Source organism: Pseudomonas putida (genome assembly GCF_030159595.1).
Lineage (GTDB): Bacteria > Pseudomonadota > Gammaproteobacteria > Pseudomonadales > Pseudomonadaceae > Aquipseudomonas > Aquipseudomonas putida_AC.
Genome location: NZ_BSKJ01000003.1, coordinates 362,834 through 381,205 on the forward strand (window position 1 = coordinate 362,834; position 18,372 = coordinate 381,205).

Below are 18,372 nucleotides of genomic sequence, written 5' to 3' on the forward strand. Positions count from 1 at the left end.
CGGCCCGACGAGCGCACGGCGATGAACGCTTAGCCGTTGAGCTCGGTTGGCTGGATCACTTCCACCCAGTAACCGTCCGGGTCCTTGACGAAGGCCAGGTGGTTCATGCGCCCGTCCTGCAGGCGTTTCTGGAACGGTACGTCCAGTGCTTCGAAGCGCGCACAGGCGGCGCGCACGTCCGGCACCGAAATGCAGATGTGGCCAAACCCGCGCGGGTCGGTGTTGCCGTTGTGGTAGGCGAACTCGGCATCGTTTTCGGTGCCGTGGTTGTGGGTCAGCTCCAGTACGCCAGGGATCGACTTCATCCACTGGTGGCGTGCGGCGTCATCGGCGGGGATCTGTGCCGGGTCGACCAGTGCCAGGAAGTACAGGCTGAATGCGGCTTCAGGGAAGTCACGCTTGTCTACCAGGCGGAAGCCCAGCACGCGGGTGTAGAAGTCCAGCGACTTCTCGATGTCCTTGACCCGCAGCATGGTGTGGTTGAAGACGAACTGGGCGGTGGCGGCGTCAGGTTGCGCGGTGACGCCAGGCAAGGTTTGCAGATCGTGCAGGCTCATGGGAGCTCCTGAGACGGGGCCGGGCGCAAGGCACCGGCAAAACAGACAGGCTGGCCATGATACGGCAGTGCGCCGATTGCGCAAATGAAAGCGCCCTGCACAAGGCAGGGCGCTGGAATTAGAGGCCCGCATGTGCGGGCGCGTGGGGTCGCTAGTCCTTTAGCTGTCTCGATACTGAGCCAGCCCTTGTGAAAAAAGTGTGAAGTACGCGTGGACGTTTCATCAGCGCACCCAGCTTTCTACCGTCGCGGCACCGTACTGTTCTTTCCAGGCCTTCAGCCCGCGGTGGTTGCCGCCTTTGGTCTCGATTCGCTCGCCGGTGTGCGGGTTTTGATAAACCTTCACCACGCGCGGGCGGCGCTGTTGCTTGGGCGCGGCGCTGGAAACCCGGGTCACGGCTTTCGGGTCGAGGATGGCGATGATATCGCGCAGGCTCTTGTCATAGCTTTTCATCAGGCCGACTAGTTTCTGCTCGAATTCGATTTCGCGTTTTAGGCCGGCATCCTTTTTCAACGCTTCCAGTTGCGCCATCTGTTCCTGGAGCGCTTTTTCGGCAGCACGAAACTCTGCAAGTCTGGACACTGTAATCACTCCTGTACGTCGGTCGTGGCAGGGCGTGACGAACATTGAAGAAGAGTAAAACGCCGGCCACGCAGGTGGGTTACGCTGTTCGCTGATATCGAGTGTAGTCATTCATTGGGGCTGGGTAAACTGCAAACTTTTTGTAAGTAATGCGGGAACTTTCCTAGTTTTGCGTGCGGTATTTCCAGTTTTTATGGCATTGGTCTTGCGGTGTGCTTAGACCATGGTCCAATGGCCCGCGCCAGAGCCTTTGCGCGATCATTTCAGATGATGGCCGGTGCCTGTTCGGCCTTTACGCAGTGCCGTGGCCAGTTCGTGCCACAGTGTGTTAACTCGCCTTTGATTCTGGATGTTTCCTCGCATGTTTGCCCCTTTCCCTCTCGCCCCCGGGCGCCGTGTTGCCGGCCTGTTCCTGTTGTGTGCCGGCGTCAATGCCCAGGCCACCGGTTTTCTGGAAGACAGCAGTGCCAAGCTTGAAGCACGCAATGTCTATTTCAACCGGGATTTTCGTGACGGCCACAGCACTTCCAGCCAGGGGGCGTCCAAGCGCGAAGAATGGGCGCAAGGCTTCATCCTCAATGTGCAGTCGGGTTATACCCAAGGCCGGGTGGGTTTTGGTGTGGATGCACTGGGCATGTTCGGCTTCAAACTTGACTCCAGCCCGGCCGACAGTAACAGTGGTTTGCTGCCGTCTTCCGGTCACGACCCACGGCATTCGGCCGACCAGTACGCGAAGATGGGCCTGGCGGCAAAGGTCAAGGTCTCCAGCACCGTGCTCAAGTACGGTTCGATGATGCCGGATGTGCCGTTGCTCAAGTACAACGATGGCCGCCTGCTGCCGACCCTGTTCCATGGCGCCATGCTCACCTCCGAAGAACTGCATGACCTGAAGTTCACCCTGGCCCGCCTGGACAAATACACCGCTCGGGACTCCACCGACCGTCAGGACATTCGCGTGCACTGCAAGAACAAGCGCTATGCCTGCGATATCGAAGCCGACCACTTTGACCTGGCCGGTGTCGATTACCGTTTCAACGAACGCTTCAGCGCCCAGTACCAGGTGGCCAAGCTGGAGAACATCTACCGCCAGCACTTCCTCGGCCTGGTGGCCAACCAGCCGTTAGCAGTGGGCAGCCTGTCGGCCGACGTGCGCCTGATCAAGAGCGATGACATCGGCAATGCCCGCGCCGGGGCAATCGACCACCGCGCTTTCAGTGGCATGCTCGGCTACAACCTGGGTGGCCACAAGTTCAGCGCCGGCTGGCAGCGCATGTATGGCGACAGCGCCATGCCGTACCTGGATGGCAGCAACCCGTACCTGGTCAACTACGCTCAGGTCAACGACTTCGCCGCCGCCCAGGAGCGTTCCTGGCAGGTGCGCTATGACTATGACTTCAAGGCGCTGGGTGTGCCTGGCCTGACCTTCTTCACCCGTTACATCAACGGCGACAATATCAAGGTGCCGGGCAGCACGGCCGAAGGCAAGGAATGGGAACGCGACACCGAGTTCAAGTACCAGGTGCAAAGTGGCACGTTCAAGGATGTCAGTGTACGCCTGCGTAATTCCACTTACCGCAGTAACTACGAGAAGTGGGCGCGTGACATGGACGAGACACGGGTTATTGTCAGCTATAACTTCTCGATCTTCTAAGTAACCGCTTTGCCAAATACCAGCAGCCCACTGACAATGGCGGCTGGTTCCCGCAAAGGGCAGAGCAATGAAAAACCTGTTGTTGATCGGCATCGGCCCGGGTGACCCGCGCCAGATCACCTACGAGGCAGTCGATGCGCTGCGAAAGGCCAGTGTGTTCTTCGTGCTCGACAAAGGTACCGACAGGGATGAACTGGTGCGTCTGCGCAAGGCCATTCTGCAACGCTACCTGCCTGAGGGCGGTTATCGCCTGCTACAGGTAGGCGACCCTTTGCGCGATGGCCGGGCGGAGGATTACCTGGCTGCGGTGCAGGACTGGCACCGGCAGCGTGCTGCGTTGTATGCGCAGTTGATCGAGCAGGAAATTGGCGACGGGGACACCGGCGCTTTTCTGCTGTGGGGCGAGCCGACCCTGTACGACAGCACCTTGCGCATTCTCGATCTGGTCCGCGAACGCGGCGTGACGCTGCGCCTGCAGGTAATCCCTGGCATCAGCAGTGTGCAGGCGCTGGCGGCGCGTCACCAGATGCCACTCAACCGTGTCGGCGAGCCATTGACCGTGCTGCCCGGGCGGCGCCTGGCAGGGCAGGGGCCTATCGACAACGTGGTGGTGATGCTCGACGGGCAGTGCGCGTTTGCGCAGCTTGATGATCCGGAGTTGGTCATCTACTGGGGCGCATACCTGGGGACCGAGGATGAAGTGTTGATTGCCGGGCCGTTACAGGCGGTCAAGGCGCAGATTCTGGAAGTGCGGGAGCGGGAGCGTCGGCGCAAGGGGTGGATCATGGATACCTACCTGTTGCGCAGGCAGTCGTGAGGTGGATTGCCTGTGCCCGCGAAGAGGCCGGTACAGGCAACCCCATCCTCAAACCGGGCCGAGAATGGCCACCACTTTGTCTCGCAACTGGTCGATACTGAACGGCTTGCCGATCATGTGCATGCCCTCGGGCACATTGAAGCTGTCGGCATAACCACTGGCAAACAGCACAGGCAGCAGCGGCCGCAATTCGCGCGCTTTACCCGCCAGTACTTCGCCCCGCATGTCCGGCAAACCCACATCGGTCATCATCAGTGCCAGTGTCTGGCTCGGGTCTTCGAGCACCCGCAGGGCGGCTGCGGCGTCTTCTGCCTCGATGACCTCATAGCCCAGCTCGTCGAGCACTTCGACCATCAGCATACGAACGATGTCGTCGTCTTCGACTACCAGAAGGTGCATGGTTCGGGTCCTGTGCAATGAATGTCTTTAATCTGTGCTCCGGGCGGCACCAGAAGTTCCCGAGGATACCGATCCATGCAATCAGATGGAACGATTGGCGCACATCACCTTCAAATACTGGCTAAATGCCCTGCCAGACCCGCTAAAGCTGGTTAGACTCGCTTAACAGGACGGTGCAGTGGCAGATAACAACAGTGCTTGATCCGCCACGCTTTTCAATGGACTTTTCTTGCTCGGGCCCTTTCACATGACTCAATCAGCCTCGATGGACCAACGAAGCTTTCGCAAGCTGTTGAGCCGTAACGTCGGCCTCCCCCTGGGCGTAGGCCTGCTGGGCGCAGTAGCCTTTGTCGCGGTGATCAACTACCTGCTGTCGGCCATGCAGTGGGTCGAGCACACCGACCGGGTGATCGGCAATGCCAACGAGACGCTCAAGCTGTCGATCGACATGGAAACCGGCATGCGCGGCTTCCTGATTACCGGCGACGAGCGTTTCCTCGACCCCTACGAGGTGGCCAAGCCGCGTATTCTCAGCAGCCTGCAAAGCCTGCGCGGCATGGTCGAGGACAACCCACAGCAGGTTGACCGCATCGACCGTCTGATCGCCTTGCAGCAAGCCTGGAACAACTTCGGCAGCGAGATGATTGCCCTGCGCCGCAGCCAGGGCGACTACCAGGCGTCGGTCGGCAATGGCCGGGGCAAGCGCCTGACCGACGAAGTCCGCAAGGAGTTCGACGCCCTTATCGGCACCGAGCAGCAATTGCGCATGGCCCGTAACGAAAAGGTCAGTAGCGTCACTGTTACGGCTATTTCGGCGTTCGTGCTGTTCATTGTTGGTCTCAGCGCCTTGCTGGCCTACTTGGGCCGGCGCGACCTGCTGGCGTTGTCGAACAACTACGAAGAAAACTTCAAGGCCCAGCAGCGCGCGGCTGAGCGGCTGGAGCATCAGGCCTGGCTGCGCAATGGCCAGACGCAACTGGCCGAGAAAGTGCTGGGCCAACTGACCCTGCCCATGCTGGGTGACAACATCCTGCGCTTCTTCGCCAGCTACCTGGGCAGCGTGGTGGGGGCGATGTATGTGCGTGACGAGCACGGGCGCCTGGTGCGTGTGGCCACCTACGGCCTGGACGCCGAGGAGCAAGCCCGCGAACAGGTGAAGGGCGATCATGACGGCCTGTTGGCTCAGGCTGTACGCGAAGGCCGTCTGCTTTGCCTTGAGGAACTGCCCGAAGACTATTACCGCTTGAGTTCTGGCCTGGGCAGCGGCCTGCCACGCAATGCCTTGCTGATGCCGGCGATTGATGACGGCCAGATCAACGGTGTGGTCGAGCTGGGCTTCCTGCGCCCCCTGGAGGCGCGTGATTACGAAATGATGGAGCGCCTGGGCGGCAACCTCGGCATTTCCATCGAGAGTGCCCGCTACCGCCAGCGCCTGCAGGAAGTGCTGGCCGAAACCCAACAGCTGAACGAAGAGCTGCAAGTGCAGCAGGAAGAACTGAAAACCGCCAACGAAGAGCTGGAAGAACAATCCCGCGTGCTCAAGGAGTCTCAGGCTTACCTTGAAACCCAACAGGCGGAGCTGGAGCAGACCAACGAGCAGTTATCCGAACGCACAGAGGCGTTGGACCTGAAGAACGACGAACTGATGCAGGCTCAGGACGAACTGCAGGCGCGCGCCGACGAGCTGCAGCGATCGAGCAAGTACAAGTCCGAGTTCCTGGCCAACATGTCCCACGAGCTGCGCACGCCGCTGAACAGTTCGCTGATCCTGGCCAAGCTGTTGTCGGAAAACGCCGAAGGCAACCTGAGCGATGAACAGGTCAAGTTCGCTGATTCGATCTACTCGGCTGGCAATGACCTGCTCAACCTGATCAACGACATCCTCGACATCGCCAAGGTCGAGGCCGGCAAGCTTGAAGTGCGCCCTGAAAATACCCAGGTAGAACGCCTGGTCGAAGGCTTGCGCGGCATGTTCGAACCGTTGGCCGGGCACAAGGGCCTGGCATTCGAAGTCACGTCCGAGGCGCAGGTGCCGGCCACCCTGTTCACCGACCGCCAGCGCCTGGAGCAGATCCTCAAGAACTTGCTGTCCAATGCCATCAAGTTCACCGAGCGTGGCCAGGTCAGCCTGAACATTGGCTACCAGCCTGGCACTGGCATTGTCTTCGCCGTGCGCGATACTGGCATCGGCATTGCCGCCGACCAGCAGCAGGCCATTTTCGGTGCCTTCCACCAAGTCGACGGTACCAGCAACCGCCGTTATGGTGGCACCGGCCTGGGCCTGTCGATCTCCCGCGACCTGGCGCATTTGCTGGGCGGGCAGATCAACGTCGACAGCAGCCCTGGAAAAGGCAGTGTGTTCAGCCTGATCCTGCCAGAGCGCTACGAAAGTGTGGGGCATAGCGTGGAGCCCCTCAGCCTGCGCCCGGCGGTCGACACCCTGCCACCCGCCCCACAGGTGCCGGTGGCGGCTGCGCCGAAGCGCCCGCTGCCGGCGTTTGACGACGACCGTGAGCGCGCGCCGTTCGGCAACCGCTGCATCCTGGTGATCGAGGACGAACCCAACTTCGCCCGCATCCTCTTCGACCTGGCCCATGAACTGGGTTACAGCTGCCTGGTGGCGCAGGGGGCCGACGAAGGGTTCGAGCTGGCTGCCCAGTACATCCCCGATGCGATCCTGCTGGACATGCGCCTGCCCGACCATTCTGGCCTGACGGTGCTGCAGCGCCTTAAAGAACAGGCCAGTACCCGGCACATCCCGGTGCATATCATTTCCGTGGAAGACCGGGTTGAGGCCGCCATGCACATGGGCGCCGTCGGTTACGCCGTCAAGCCCACCAGCCGCGACGAGCTGAAAGAAGTGTTCGCCCGCCTGGAGGCCAAGCTGACCCAGAAGCTCAAGCACATCCTGCTGGTGGAAGACGACGATTTGCAGCGCGAGAGCATTGCCCGCCTGATTGGCGATGACGATGTGGAGATCACCGCCGTGGCCATGGCCCAGGACGCTTTGGAGCTGCTGCGCGAGAACATCTACGACTGCATGATCATCGACCTCAAGCTGCCCGACATGCTTGGTAACGAACTGCTCAAGCGCATGACGGCCGAGGATATCCGTTCGTTCCCGCCGGTGATCGTGTACACCGGTCGCAACCTGACCCGAGAAGAAGAAGCCGACCTGCTCAAGTATTCACGCTCGATCATCATCAAGGGCGCACGTTCGCCGGAGCGTCTGCTGGATGAAGTGACGCTGTTCCTGCACAAAGTCGAGTCGAAACTGTCCAACGAACGCCAGCGCATGCTCAAGACCGCACGCAGCCGCGACAAGGTGTTCGAAGGCCGCAAGGTACTGTTGGTGGACGACGATGTGCGTAACATCTTTGCCCTCACCAGTGCGTTGGAGCACAAGGGTGCGATCGTCGAAATCGGCCGCAACGGGCGTGAAGCGATCGAGCGCCTGGAGCAGCATGACGACATCGACCTGGTGCTGATGGACGTGATGATGCCGGAGATGGACGGTTTCGAGGCCACTCGCCTGATCCGTCAACAACCGCGCTGGCGCAAGCTGCCGATCATCGCCGTGACCGCCAAGGCCATGAAGGATGACCAACAGCGTTGCTTGCAGGCCGGGGCCAATGATTACCTGGCCAAACCGATCGACCTGGACCGCTTGTTCTCGCTGATCCGTGTATGGTTGCCGCAACTGGAGCGAATTTGACTAGCGAACGTAACACCGACATCGAGATCCGCTTGCTGATCGAGGCCATCTACCTCAAGTACAGCTACGATTTTCGCAACTATTCCGGCGCTTCGATCAAGCGCCGGATCCTGCACGCGCTGCGTCAGTTCGACTGCCTGACGGTGTCGGCGCTGCAGGAGCGCGTGCTGCACGACCCGGGCATGTTCATGCAGTTGCTGCAGTACCTGACGATTCCGGTCAGCGAGATGTTCCGCGACCCGGGGCACTTCCTGGCGCTGCGCAACGAAGTGGTGCCGCTGTTGCGCACCTGGCCGTCGATCAAGGTGTGGATTGCCGGCTGCAGCACGGGTGAGGAGGTGTATTCCATGGCCATCCTGCTGCGCGAAGAGGGCCTGCTGGAGCGCACCATCATCTATGCCACCGACATCAACCCGCATTCGCTGGACAAGGCCAAGCAGGGCATCTACTCGATGCAGAGCATGCGCGACTACGCCGAAAACTACCGCATAGCGGGTGGGCGCCGGGACTTCTCCGAGTACTACACGGCGGCCTATGGCAACGCCATCATGGACAGTACCTTGCGCGACAACGTGACCTTTGCCGACCACAGCCTGGCCACCGACAGCGTGTTTTCCGAAACCCAGCTGGTGTCGTGCCGCAACGTACTCATCTATTTCAACAAAGAGCTGCAGGACCGCGCCCTGGGCCTGTTCCATGAGTCGCTGTGCCATCGCGGCTTTCTGGTGCTGGGCAGCAAGGAGTCGGTGGATTTTTCTGCCTACGGCGACCGTTTCGAGCCGCTGGTCAAGCCTGAACGGATCTACCGCAAATCATGAACGGTTTGCGCGCAGTGGTCATCGGTGCTTCGGCTGGCGGCGTGTCGGCGCTGTTCACGGTGTTGGGCGCGTTGCCGGCGGGCTTCGCCATTCCGGTGCTGTGCGTGCTGCATCTGCCGGATAACCGCCACAGTCAACTGGCCGAAGTGTTGCAGCGTCGCCTGCTCCGGCCAGTGCACGAAGCACGCGATAAGGAACCCGTGCGGGCAGGGCAGATCTACGTTGCCGGGCCGCGCTACCACCTGTCGGTGGAGCGCGATTTCACCCTGTCGCTGAGCCAGGAGCCGCCGGTGCATTTTTCCAGGCCGGCAATCGACTACTTGTTCATGTCTGCTGCCGACGCCTACGGCGATGGCCTGCTTGGCGTGCTGCTCACCGGTGCCAATGAAGATGGTGCCCAAGGGCTTGCCTATATCAAGAACAATGGGGGCCGAACCATCGTTCAGGACCCCCGTGACGCACAGGTGGCGCTGATGCCGGAAGCCGCCCTGGCTCTGCATCGTCCCGACCATATTCTTTCTCTGAGTGGCATCGAGCAATTGCTCGCTGCCCTGGAACCTAGCACATGCTAAGCCACACCATCGCCAAACTGCTGATCGTCGACGACCTGCCGGAGAACCTGCTGGCCCTCGACGCCCTGATCCAGGGTGTGGACCGCGAGGTGCACCAGGCCCAGTCTGCCGAGGCCGCATTGTCGCTGCTGCTGGAGCACGAGTTTGCCTTGGCCATTCTCGATGTGCAGATGCCAGGCATGAACGGTTTCGAGCTGGCCGAGCTGATGCGCGGCACGGAAAAGACCCGTAATATCCCCATCGTTTTCGTCACCGCTGCCGGGCGCGAGATGAACTATGCCTTCAAGGGCTACGAAAGCGGCGCAGTGGACTTTCTGCACAAACCGCTCGACACCTTGGCGGTGAAGAGCAAGGTGTCGGTGTTCGTCGACCTGTACCGCCAGCGCAAGGTACTCGACCGCCAGTTGCAGGCACTGGAGCGCAGCCGTCAGGAGCAGGAGCAACTGCTGGCCCAGTTGCAGACGGCGCGGGGCGAGCTGGAGCATGCCGTGCGCATGCGTGATGATTTCATGTCGATCGTCTCCCACGAGGTGCGCACGCCGCTCAATGGGCTGATCCTGGAAACCCAGTTGCGCAAGATGCACTTGGCGCGTGGCAACCTCGCTGCATTCAGCGGCGATAAGTTGCAGGCCATGGTCGAGCGCGACGAGCGGCAGATCAACAGCCTGATTCGCCTGGTCGAAGACATGCTCGATGTGTCGCGTATCCGTACCGGCAAGTTGTCGCTGCGGCCCAAGGCCTTTGACCTGAGTCAGCTGGTACATGGCCTGGTGGAGAATTTCGCTGCACAGGCGACGGCGCTGGATACGCATATCGAATTGCAACCCTGCGAGCCGCTGCCGGGAGAGTGGGACGAGTTTCGTATTGAACAAGTGGTGGCCAATTTGCTGTCTAATGCTTTGCGTTATGGTGAGCGCAAGCCGGTGAAGGTGCGTGTGTTCGAGCAGGATGGCCTGGCGTGCGTGCAGGTGCAGGACCAGGGCATCGGTATTGGCAGGGCCAACCAGCAACGCATTTTTCAGCAGTTCGAGCGGCTCGCCACTCAGCAAGCCAGCGGCGGGCTTGGGCTGGGGTTATATATCTCGGAGCAGATCGTGCAGGCCCATGGCGGGCGTTTACGGGTTGAAAGTGAAGAGGGCAAAGGCGCCACCTTCACCTTGCAGCTGCCGCGGGCTACATTCGAACAACAAAACGACCAGGCGCGGGCAACCTCTGCGTGAGCCTGGGGTCTGATGGCCAACTGTAAGTATTTCAAGGCGTTAACATGAGTGAAGATGCACAAGATGTGGTTCTCGTCGTCGAGGATGAGCCGGCGATTCGCATGATCTTGCGTGACTACCTGGCGGGTGAGGGGTACCACGTGCTGGTGGCAGAGGACGGCGAGCAGGCGTTCGCGATCCTGGCCAGCAAGCCGCACCTGGACTTGATGGTGACGGACTTCCGCTTGCCGGGGGGGATCTCCGGGGTGGAGATTGCCGAGCCTGCGGTGAAGTTGCGGCCGGACCTGAAGGTGATCTTCATCAGTGGCTACCCGGCTGAAATTCTCGAATCGGGCAGCCCGATCACCCGCAAGGCACCGATCCTGGCCAAGCCGTTTGACCTGGATACCTTGCATGAGCAGATCCAGGCACTCCTGCGTTGAGGTCTGCAGGTAAAGCGCTATTCCTGTGGGAGCGGCTCAAACCGGTCCCATAAGGGCCGTGCCTACCGTAGGGTTCTTTCGATCCCGCCTACCAGCATGCTTTCCATCAACCCCAACCCTTGTTCCTCGGGAAGCGCCTTCAACATCCCCGGCAACTGGTTCAGCAGCGTCGCCACCACATGCGCCGTCGCCACCAGCGCTTCCCCTTGCAGCTTCGCCTGCGGCGCAATCAGTCTCAACAACCCCGCCTCATAACGCGAACGCAACAAAGCCAGGCGCGCCCGCTGCTCGTCGCTCAGGCAGCACAAGTCCCGCTCGGCCAGCCGGAACTGCATCGGCCGCTCGGCATGCAGCTGCCAGTGCGCCGCAATCAGGCAGCTCAAGACCGACGCCCCGCGGGCCATGGCCCGACGGCCCTGGTCCAGGGTGGCCTGCAGTTCCTCGTACAATTCCTCGATCAGGTCGTACAGCAGGTCCTGTTTGCTGGGGAAGTGATGGTATAGCGAGCCTGCGGTCAGCCCCACATGGGCCGCCAGTTCGCGCATGCTGACTTGGCCAAAGCCCTTTTCGGCAAACAGCGCCATGGCCTGGTCACGTCGCTCTTCAAAGCTGGCACAGCGCATTGCAGCATTGACCGCGGGCATGGCACTCGCTCCTCAATAGGTGAAGAAGCCGCGGCCGCTCTTGCGCCCCAGCCAACCGGCCGCGACCATTTCTTTGAGCAGCGGGGCAGGGCGGTACTTGCTGTCGTTGAAGCCTTCATGGAAGGCCTCCATGATCGCCAGCAGCGTGTCCAGGCCAATCAGGTCGGCCAAGGCCAGCGGGCCGATGGGTTGATTGCAGCCCAGGCGCATGCCGGTGTCGATGTCCTCGGCACTGGCCAGGCCTTCCTGGCGCACGAAGATGGCTTCGTTGATCATCGGCACCAGGATGCGGTTCACCACGAAGCCCGGGCGGTTGCCGGCGGTGATGGGGGTCTTGCCGACCTTTTCGGTCACCACCAGAGCCTGGGCGTAGGTGCTGTCGCTGGTCTGCAGGCCGCGAATGATCTCCACCAGCGCCATCATCGGTACCGGATTGAAGAAGTGCACGCCAATGAAACGTTCGGGGTGTTCGATGCTGGCGGCCAACTGGGTGACCGACAGCGACGAGGTGTTGGTGGCGATCAGGCAGTCTGTGGCGACGTTGGCGGCCACTTGCTGCAGGATGCGCTGCTTGAGCTGCAGGTTCTCGGTGGCGGCCTCGATCACCAGCTGTGCGTCGTTGAGCTGGGTGTAGTCGGTACTGGTGCGAATGCGGGTCTTGGCGGCTGCCGCCTTGTCCGCCTCCAGGGTGCCCTTGCTCACCTGGCGCTCGAGGTTCTTGCTCAAGGTGGCCACGCCACGTTCCAGCGCCGCGTCGGAAACATCCACCAACAGCACCTGGTAGCCAGCCACGGCGCACACCTGGGCAATGCCGTTGCCCATGGTGCCGGCGCCGATCACGGCGATTTGTTCAATGCTCATGTGTCCGTCTCCCTCAGACGCGCTCGAAGACTAAGGCGATGCCTTGGCCGCCACCGATGCACATGGTGGCCAGGGCATAGCGGCCCTGAATGCGCTGCAGTTCATGGATGGCTTTGGTGGCGATGATCGCGCCCGTGGCGCCCACTGGGTGGCCCAGGGAAATGCCCGAGCCGTTGGGGTTGACCTTTTCCGGATCGAAACCCAGCTCGCGGGCCACGGCGCAGGCTTGGGCGGCGAAGGCTTCGTTGGACTCGATCACATCCAGGTCCTGTACCTTCAGGCCAGTCTTTTCCAGCACTTTGCGGGTGGCCGGGATCGGGCCCAGGCCCATCAGCTCGGGTTCGACGCCGGCATGGGCGTAACCCACAAGGCGTGCCAACGGCTTCAGGCCCAGACGGCGGACTGCATCACCTGTGGCCAGCACCAGGCCGGCGGCACCATCGTTGATGCCGCTGGCGTTGCCGGCGGTGACGGTGCCGTCCTTCTTGAAGACCGGTTTCATGCCGGCCAGTTGCTCGGCGGTCACTTCGCCACGCACATGCTCGTCGACGCTGAACTGCACGCTGCCTTTACGCGTTTTCAGTTCCAGCGGCACGATCTGGCTATCGAAGCGGCCTTCGGCGATGGCGCGGGCGGCGCGGCGCTGGCTGGTCAGGGCCAGTTCGTCCTGCATTTCGCGTGTGATGCCATGTTTGGCCGAGACGTTTTCGGCGGTGATGCCCATGTGGAAGTGCTGGAACGGGTCCTGCAGCACGCCAACGGTGTAGTCGATGCCTTGCAGGTCACCCATGCGTGCGCCCCAGCGTGCTTGCGGTAGCAGGTACGGGCCACGGCTCATGGATTCGGCGCCCGCTGCGACGGCCACGTCGGTGTCCCCCAGCAGCAGGCCCTGGGCCGCCGAAACGATGGCCTGCAGGCCCGAGCCGCACAGGCGGTTGACGTTGAAGGCCGGGGTTTCCTTGGGAATGCCGGCGTTCATGGCCGCCACCCGGGCCAGGTAGGCATCGCGCGGTTCGGTCGGGATCACCGTGCCCATCACCAGATGGCCGACGTGTTCGGCGGCCAGGCCCGAACGCTCGATGGCGACGCGGGTAATGGTGCTGGCCAGGTCGGCCAGCGGCAGGTCCTTGAGGGAGCCGCCAAAGCCACCAATGGCTGAACGGACGGCACTGACGACGTAGATTTCTGCGTTGCTCATAGGGGCTCCGATTGCGAAGGCATGGCGGGAACGGGCCAGGCTCTGCGAGAATGGCCGGCGGTCCCGAAGTGGGATCGAGTCTAGGCAAAGGCTCTGTTGCAGCCTATGCCGGAACTGTTCAAACAACCTGGCACTTTTTGCCACTCAGCATAGACAGCGAAAACCGCCATGCGCGATAGCGATTCGGTCGCCGTGTACTTCCTCAATGCCATGCTGCATGCCCTGCGCGACTGCCCTGCCGAGCGCGATGCGCAGTTGCGCGCCGTGGGCATCGACCCGCAACTGCTTGATCAGCCCCAGGCGCGGGTGCCGGCCAAGGCGTTCGCACAGCTGTGGCTGGCGCTGATCCAGCGCCTGGACGATGAATTCTTCCGCCTCGACAGCCATGGCATGCCGCTGGGCAGTTTTGCCCTGATTTGCCGGGGCCTGATTCTTGAGCCCAACCTGGAAAAGGCCTTGCGCCAGTGCATGGGCGGCTTCGGCCTGTTCCTGCGCGACCTGCGCGGCAGCCTGACGGTGCGTGGTGGGCGGGCGTTGATCAGCGTGCAGTCGAACATTGCCGACCCGCTGACTCGGGTGTATGCCGAGGAAACCTACCTGGTGCTGATGATCGGCATGCTGTGCTGGCTGGCCGGGCGGCGGATTGCCATCGACCGCACCGAGCTGGCGGAGTGGCGCCCGGCTCAGGAGGACGACCTGCTGCTGTGGGGGCCAGACTTGCGCCTGGGCAGTGGGCGTACCGAAGTGGAATTCGATAGCGCCTACTTGCGCCTGCCTGTGGTGCAGGACCTGGCGGCTTTGAAGACTTTCTTGCGCAGTGCGCCACAAGGGCTGGTGATTCGCTTCCGCAACCAGAACGGGCTGGTGGCCGAGGTGTACCGGCATTTGCGCGCGCGATGCTACGGTCAGTGGCCGACATTGGCGGCGCTGGCGCAGCAGCAGGGGGTCAGTGCCAGTACCTTCCGCCGGCAGCTGGAGCGAGAGGGGCGCTCGTATCAGCAGATCAAGGATGAGGTGCGCCGGGCGATGGCCTTCGAGCGGTTGCGCGAAGGTGAGTTGAGCATTGCCGAAATTGCCGAGCAGGCGGGGTTTCAGGAGCCCAGTGCGTTCCACCGGGCGTTCAAGAAATGGACCGGGCAGAGCCCCGGCAGCTATCGATCAATGATCAGGCCGGCACCATCGCAAACCCGACACCAAAACGGTTCCAGGCATTGATGGTGGCAATTGCCAAGGTCAGGTTGGCGACTTCGGCTGGCTCGAAGTATCCCTGCAAGGCTTCATAGTCATCCTGCGGCGCCCCACGCTCTGGCAAGCGGGTCAGGCTCTCGACCCAGGCCAGCGCCGCACGTTCACGCGGGGTGAAGTAAGCGGTTTCGCGCCACACGCTCAAGGTCTGCAAGCGTGCCTCGGTCTCACCGGCCTTGCGCGCATCATTGGCGTGCAAGTTGACGCAGTAGGCGCAGCCGTTGATCTGCGAAGCCCGCAGGCGCACCAGCTCCAGCAGGGAGCTCTCCAGGCCGCTCTTGACCAGGGCCTGTTCCAGGCCGACCATGGCTTTGTAGGCTTCCGGGGCGTGCTTGGCCCATTCGATACGGTTGTGCATGACTGTCTCCAAAGGGGGTGGGGGGGGAATGGCTCTACTGTAGCGCTGCCCTTTGGCCTCCCCGATAGCCAATTGCACACATAAGCGGGAGGCCAATCGTCCATTCAGGTGGCCACTGACAAGCATCCAATCTCTTCATTTCTGCCAGGCCCGCCAAGCCGGGATAATGGCCAGGTCTTGCTACCCGAGAACCGATGCACAATGAGAGCTGCTTTGAACCTGTTGCTGGTGATTCTGCTGGCGCTGAACCTACGGCCGATCCTGACCAGTATCGGCCCGCTACTCGAACCCATGCGCGCCAGCACCGGCCTGGGCTACCAGCAGGCAGCCCTGCTGACGGCGTTGCCGGTACTGTGCATGGGCCTGGTGCCGTTGCTGCAGCCGTGGCTGCGGCGCTGGATCAGCGAGCATGGCGGCATGCTTGGTGGCCTGGCTGCAATTGCCCTGGCCTGCCTGTGGCGCCTGCAACTGGACAGCGCCTGGGCGTTGATTGCCAGTGCGGTGGTCGCCGGCTTGGGCGTGGCGGTGGTGCAGGGCATGATGCCCGGCCTGGTCAACCGCTGGTTCCCCGGGCGTCTGGCCGGGGCGATGGGCCTGTATTCGGCGGCGTTGATGAGTGGCGGTGGCATGGCGGCGGTGCTTGGCCCGCATATCAGCGGCCACTTCGGCCACTGGCAGGTCGGCCTGGGCCTGTGGGCGGTTCCGGCGCTGCTGGCGTTGCTGGCCTGGGCCGTACTGCGGCCTCGGCAGGGGGCACCAAAGCTGGCCGGCGCCACTGGCGGGCACTGGTTCAGCACGCGCCGGGCGTGGTTGCTGGCGTTGTACTTCGGCCTGATCAACGGCGGCTACACCAGCATGGTGGCCTGGCTGCCGGCGTACCACATCGAGCACGGCGGCAGTGCGCAGGGTGGCGCGGACCTGGTTGGCCTGATGACGGTCTTCCAGGTGGCCGGCGCACTGGGGTTGCCGCTGTTGCTGCGGCGTTGGGCTGACCGCCGTCCAGGCCTGTGGTTGGCACTGGCGGTCCAGCTGGCCGGTTTCCTCGGCCTGTTGCTGGCACCCACGCTGGCTTCCGGGCTGTGGGTCGCGATGATCGGTTTCGGCCTGGGCGCCTGCTTCAGCCAGAGCCTGACGCTGACCCTGGAACACCTGAAGACGCCCGCCGAGGCCGGCAGCCTGGCGGCGTTCGTGCAGGGCATCGGTTTCATCATCACCGGTATCGTGCCGTATATCACCGGTTGGTTGCGTGACGTGAGTGGCGACTTCCAGGCGTCGTGGACGCTGCTCACCGTGACCGTACTGGGCATGCTGCTGGTGACCAGCTGCTTCCATCCGCGTGGCTATGCTGCGGCCATCGCGCGCCCGGTCGCGCCAGGCAAGGCCGCGCCGGTCAGCTGAGGCGCTGCAGGGTATCGCGTACCCGGTCCAGTGCCGGGTCGATGTCCAGCAGTTCGATGGCGCCGAAGCCCAGTAACAGCCCCGGGCGTACCGGCGCTTCGCTGAAGAACGGCGCCAGCGAATACAGGCCGACTTCCACCTTGCGTGCGAGGTTGGCCAGCAACTCGACATCGACTCCGGGCTTGGCCAGTGCACTGAGGTGAAAGCCCGCACTGGCGGGGATGGCGTTGAGCCACGGCGACAGGTCACCGCCCAGGCGCGTCAGGATGCGTTCGCGCCGGGCGCTATAGACTTCGTGGCAACGGCGGATGTGCTTGTTCAGGTGGCCCTCGCCCAAAAAACGCGCCAGCGCCCACTGCAGCAACGTCGGGCTGTGCCAGTCACTGAGGTGCTTGGCCACGCAGGCGGCCTGCAGTACGGCAGGTGGCAGCACGGCATAGCCCAGGCGCAACTCGGGGAGCAGTGTTTTGGAAAAGGTCCCCACATAGGCCACCAGGCCATGCCGGTCAAGGCGCTGCAGTGCATCCGAGGCCGGGCCGTGGTAGCGGAACTCGCAGTCGTAATCGTCTTCGATGATCAGTGCACCCAGTTCGGCGGCCCGTGCCAGCAGCGCGTGTCGGCGTGGCTCGCTCATCGGCATGCCCAGCGGAAACTGGTGCGAGGGTGTTACATAGATCAGCCGGGTGCCATCGGCGATCTGCTCCACGCACAGGCCTTCGTCATCCACCTGTACGGACTGCAGGCGCGCGCCCAGGGCCAGGAACAGTTGCCGTGCCGGCGGGTAGCCGGGGTCTTCCATGGCCACCTGGCAACCTGGCTCGACCAGTACCCGGGCGATCAGGTCAAGCGCTTGCTGGGCACCGTTGCATACCAGCAGGTCGGTCGCACTGCAGTGCACGCCACGGGCGTAGGCGATGTGGTGGGCAATGGCCTCGCGCAACTCCGGCAGACCCTGGGCCGTGAACTGCCGCTCGGGATGGCGCTGGCTGCGGCGCAAGGCGTAGTTCAGGCAGCTGCGCCACTGGTCGAACGGGAACTGCGCCTTGCTCGACGCACCACCGACGAAGTCATAGCGCGATGGCGCTTGTAACTGGCGCTGGCCGAGCACGGTGGCGCGCTGCTGCCAGCGTTCAAGGGACGCCGCGCCGGCGAGGGGGATGATGGCTGATTCATTGCTGCGCAGTGGTTGGCGCGGCGCGATGAAGGTGCCACGGCCGACCACACCGCTGAGCAGGTTGTCGTAGGTCAGCCGCGAATAGGCCTCGGCTACGGTCTTGCGCGATACGCCCAGTTGCTCGGCCAGCAGGCGGGTTGGCGGCAGCTGCGTGCCGGCGGCGAGGTGGCCACTGTCAATACCGGCGCGCAGTTGCTGGTAAAGCTGATCGGCCAGGCCTTTGCGGCCTTCCAGGCGAATGTGCAGTTCCATGGGGCGGTCCGGAGCGGGGGAGTGCTCAGGATAGCGGATTGGACAGGGGAGGGCATGGGCTGCAAAGCAGCCCCAGACAGCTCAGAACCGGGCAGTGCTCACGGTGATATAGCCCTTGTCCGCCACCGCGATGCGTATCACGGTCTCGTCCGATGGCGCCTTGCGGTTGCGCTTGATACGCACGCCATCCACTGCGGCAGCTTTCAGGTGTTCGGTGATGGCCCGCCCGCTCGGGTCGAAAAACACCTCGCTGGCCAGCAACTCGATACGTTCGATCAGTTGCCGGGAATGTTCGTCGGTGGCGCAGAAGAACATCACCCCTGACAGGTGGGGGTCTTCATCGGGGTTGCTGATGTCATGGGTCAGCATTTCGCGCAGGCTGCTGCGCAGTTCGGCAATGGAGCGGGCGTACAGGTGCATACGAAGCCTCCTCTGGATCGCGACCTTGCGTTTTCCAGTGCCGATCTTGTTTTCTGCGCGCAGAGGCGG

General features: G+C 62.6%; 18 protein-coding genes. 9 read left to right on the forward strand and 9 right to left on the reverse strand.

The window, feature by feature from the left end:
* Positions 1-29: 29 nt before the first annotated feature.
* Complete coding sequence (gene gloA / locus QQL85_RS09130; RefSeq protein ID WP_284355700.1) at positions 30-557, reverse strand: lactoylglutathione lyase; 528 nt, start codon at positions 555-557, stop codon at positions 30-32.
* A gap of 222 nt (positions 558-779) precedes the next feature.
* Positions 780-1,139 (reverse strand): histone-like nucleoid-structuring protein, MvaT/MvaU family, encoded by a 360-nt coding sequence (locus QQL85_RS09135; protein WP_284355817.1) that lies wholly within the window; start codon positions 1,137-1,139, stop codon positions 780-782.
* 361 nt (positions 1,140-1,500) lie between these two features.
* Between QQL85_RS09135 and QQL85_RS09140 the strand changes: the two genes are divergently transcribed.
* The gene (locus QQL85_RS09140; protein ID WP_284355699.1) at positions 1,501-2,790 is read left to right on the forward strand and encodes an OprD family porin; all 1,290 of its coding nucleotides are present in this window, start codon (positions 1,501-1,503) and stop codon (positions 2,788-2,790) included.
* Between the two features lie 67 nt (positions 2,791-2,857).
* A complete protein-coding gene (gene cobF, locus QQL85_RS09145; RefSeq protein WP_284355698.1) occupies positions 2,858-3,607 on the forward strand; it encodes a precorrin-6A synthase (deacetylating) in 750 nt (249 codons plus the stop codon).
* Positions 3,608-3,655: 48 nt separating this feature from the next.
* Here the strand turns inward: cobF and QQL85_RS09150 are convergent, their stop codons facing one another.
* Positions 3,656-4,006 carry a response regulator gene (locus QQL85_RS09150; protein ID WP_284355697.1) on the reverse strand — a complete coding sequence of 117 codons (351 nt, stop codon included), beginning with the start codon at positions 4,004-4,006 and terminating at the stop codon, positions 3,656-3,658.
* A 247-nt stretch (positions 4,007-4,253) separates the two neighbouring features.
* On the opposite strand from QQL85_RS09150, the gene QQL85_RS09155 reads away from it, so the two are divergent.
* Genes QQL85_RS09155 through QQL85_RS09175 form a run of 5 tightly spaced genes read left to right on the forward strand, consistent with a single transcriptional unit; the run spans position 4,254 to position 10,753 of the window.
* Complete coding sequence (locus QQL85_RS09155; protein ID WP_284355696.1) at positions 4,254-7,721, forward strand: response regulator; 3,468 nt, start codon at positions 4,254-4,256, stop codon at positions 7,719-7,721.
* Complete coding sequence (locus QQL85_RS09160; protein ID WP_284355695.1) at positions 7,718-8,539, forward strand: CheR family methyltransferase; 822 nt, start codon at positions 7,718-7,720, stop codon at positions 8,537-8,539. The genes QQL85_RS09155 and QQL85_RS09160 overlap by 4 nt, the downstream gene beginning before the upstream one ends.
* Positions 8,536-9,111 carry a chemotaxis protein CheB gene (locus tag QQL85_RS09165; RefSeq protein WP_284355694.1) on the forward strand — a complete coding sequence of 192 codons (576 nt, stop codon included), beginning with the start codon at positions 8,536-8,538 and terminating at the stop codon, positions 9,109-9,111. The genes QQL85_RS09160 and QQL85_RS09165 overlap by 4 nt, the downstream gene beginning before the upstream one ends.
* On the forward strand, positions 9,105-10,331 hold the full coding sequence (locus QQL85_RS09170) for a hybrid sensor histidine kinase/response regulator (protein WP_284355693.1): 1,227 nt from the start codon (positions 9,105-9,107) through the stop codon (positions 10,329-10,331). The genes QQL85_RS09165 and QQL85_RS09170 overlap by 7 nt, the downstream gene beginning before the upstream one ends.
* Before the next feature lie 44 nt (positions 10,332-10,375).
* On the forward strand, positions 10,376-10,753 hold the full coding sequence (locus QQL85_RS09175) for a response regulator (protein WP_009686481.1): 378 nt from the start codon (positions 10,376-10,378) through the stop codon (positions 10,751-10,753).
* A 62-nt stretch (positions 10,754-10,815) separates the two neighbouring features.
* Here the strand turns inward: QQL85_RS09175 and QQL85_RS09180 are convergent, their stop codons facing one another.
* From QQL85_RS09180 to QQL85_RS09190, 3 genes are read right to left on the reverse strand one after another with little or no spacing between them, the layout of a single operon-like run.
* Positions 10,816-11,397 carry a TetR/AcrR family transcriptional regulator gene (locus QQL85_RS09180; protein ID WP_284355692.1) on the reverse strand — a complete coding sequence of 194 codons (582 nt, stop codon included), beginning with the start codon at positions 11,395-11,397 and terminating at the stop codon, positions 10,816-10,818.
* A gap of 12 nt (positions 11,398-11,409) precedes the next feature.
* A complete protein-coding gene (locus QQL85_RS09185; RefSeq protein ID WP_284355691.1) occupies positions 11,410-12,258 on the reverse strand; it encodes a 3-hydroxybutyryl-CoA dehydrogenase in 849 nt (282 codons plus the stop codon).
* Positions 12,259-12,271: 13 nt separating this feature from the next.
* The gene (locus QQL85_RS09190) at positions 12,272-13,456 is read right to left on the reverse strand and encodes an acetyl-CoA C-acyltransferase family protein (RefSeq protein WP_284355690.1); all 1,185 of its coding nucleotides are present in this window, start codon (positions 13,454-13,456) and stop codon (positions 12,272-12,274) included.
* A 168-nt stretch (positions 13,457-13,624) separates the two neighbouring features.
* Here QQL85_RS09190 and QQL85_RS09195 point away from each other — a divergent pair, with 168 nt between their 5' ends.
* Positions 13,625-14,671 (forward strand): AraC family transcriptional regulator, encoded by a 1,047-nt coding sequence (locus tag QQL85_RS09195; RefSeq protein ID WP_284355689.1) that lies wholly within the window; start codon positions 13,625-13,627, stop codon positions 14,669-14,671.
* Here the strand turns inward: QQL85_RS09195 and QQL85_RS09200 are convergent.
* Complete coding sequence (locus tag QQL85_RS09200; RefSeq protein WP_284355688.1) at positions 14,622-15,059, reverse strand: carboxymuconolactone decarboxylase family protein; 438 nt, start codon at positions 15,057-15,059, stop codon at positions 14,622-14,624. The genes QQL85_RS09195 and QQL85_RS09200 overlap by 50 nt on opposite strands.
* Before the next feature lie 201 nt (positions 15,060-15,260).
* On the opposite strand from QQL85_RS09200, the gene QQL85_RS09205 reads away from it, so the two are divergent.
* Positions 15,261-16,457 (forward strand): cyanate transporter, encoded by a 1,197-nt coding sequence (locus QQL85_RS09205; RefSeq protein ID WP_284355687.1) that lies wholly within the window; start codon positions 15,261-15,263, stop codon positions 16,455-16,457.
* Here the strand turns inward: QQL85_RS09205 and QQL85_RS09210 are convergent.
* Both QQL85_RS09210 and QQL85_RS09215 read right to left on the reverse strand, forming a co-directional pair.
* Positions 16,450-17,883 (reverse strand): PLP-dependent aminotransferase family protein, encoded by a 1,434-nt coding sequence (locus tag QQL85_RS09210; protein WP_284355686.1) that lies wholly within the window; start codon positions 17,881-17,883, stop codon positions 16,450-16,452. The genes QQL85_RS09205 and QQL85_RS09210 overlap by 8 nt on opposite strands.
* An 81-nt stretch (positions 17,884-17,964) precedes the next feature.
* The gene (locus QQL85_RS09215; protein WP_284355685.1) at positions 17,965-18,303 is read right to left on the reverse strand and encodes a hypothetical protein; all 339 of its coding nucleotides are present in this window, start codon (positions 18,301-18,303) and stop codon (positions 17,965-17,967) included.
* Positions 18,304-18,372: the final 69 nt, after the last annotated feature.

Coding starts and splice junctions, on each gene's coding strand:
- gloA (WP_284355700.1), bottom strand. CDS start 557: ATGAGCCTGCACGATCTGCAAACCTTGCCTGGCGTCACCGCGCAACCT.
- QQL85_RS09180 (WP_284355692.1), bottom strand. CDS start 11,397: ATGCCCGCGGTCAATGCTGCAATGCGCTGTGCCAGCTTTGAAGAGCGA.
- QQL85_RS09170 (WP_284355693.1), top strand. CDS start 9,105: ATGCTAAGCCACACCATCGCCAAACTGCTGATCGTCGACGACCTGCCG.
- QQL85_RS09150 (WP_284355697.1), bottom strand. CDS start 4,006: ATGCACCTTCTGGTAGTCGAAGACGACGACATCGTTCGTATGCTGATG.
- QQL85_RS09195 (WP_284355689.1), top strand. CDS start 13,625: ATGCGCGATAGCGATTCGGTCGCCGTGTACTTCCTCAATGCCATGCTG.
- QQL85_RS09155 (WP_284355696.1), top strand. CDS start 4,254: ATGACTCAATCAGCCTCGATGGACCAACGAAGCTTTCGCAAGCTGTTG.
- cobF (WP_284355698.1), top strand. CDS start 2,858: ATGAAAAACCTGTTGTTGATCGGCATCGGCCCGGGTGACCCGCGCCAG.
- QQL85_RS09190 (WP_284355690.1), bottom strand. CDS start 13,456: ATGAGCAACGCAGAAATCTACGTCGTCAGTGCCGTCCGTTCAGCCATT.
- QQL85_RS09205 (WP_284355687.1), top strand. CDS start 15,261: ATGAGAGCTGCTTTGAACCTGTTGCTGGTGATTCTGCTGGCGCTGAAC.
- QQL85_RS09140 (WP_284355699.1), top strand. CDS start 1,501: ATGTTTGCCCCTTTCCCTCTCGCCCCCGGGCGCCGTGTTGCCGGCCTG.
- QQL85_RS09200 (WP_284355688.1), bottom strand. CDS start 15,059: ATGCACAACCGTATCGAATGGGCCAAGCACGCCCCGGAAGCCTACAAA.
- QQL85_RS09215 (WP_284355685.1), bottom strand. CDS start 18,303: ATGCACCTGTACGCCCGCTCCATTGCCGAACTGCGCAGCAGCCTGCGC.
- QQL85_RS09210 (WP_284355686.1), bottom strand. CDS start 17,883: ATGGAACTGCACATTCGCCTGGAAGGCCGCAAAGGCCTGGCCGATCAG.
- QQL85_RS09165 (WP_284355694.1), top strand. CDS start 8,536: ATGAACGGTTTGCGCGCAGTGGTCATCGGTGCTTCGGCTGGCGGCGTG.
- QQL85_RS09185 (WP_284355691.1), bottom strand. CDS start 12,258: ATGAGCATTGAACAAATCGCCGTGATCGGCGCCGGCACCATGGGCAAC.
- QQL85_RS09175 (WP_009686481.1), top strand. CDS start 10,376: ATGAGTGAAGATGCACAAGATGTGGTTCTCGTCGTCGAGGATGAGCCG.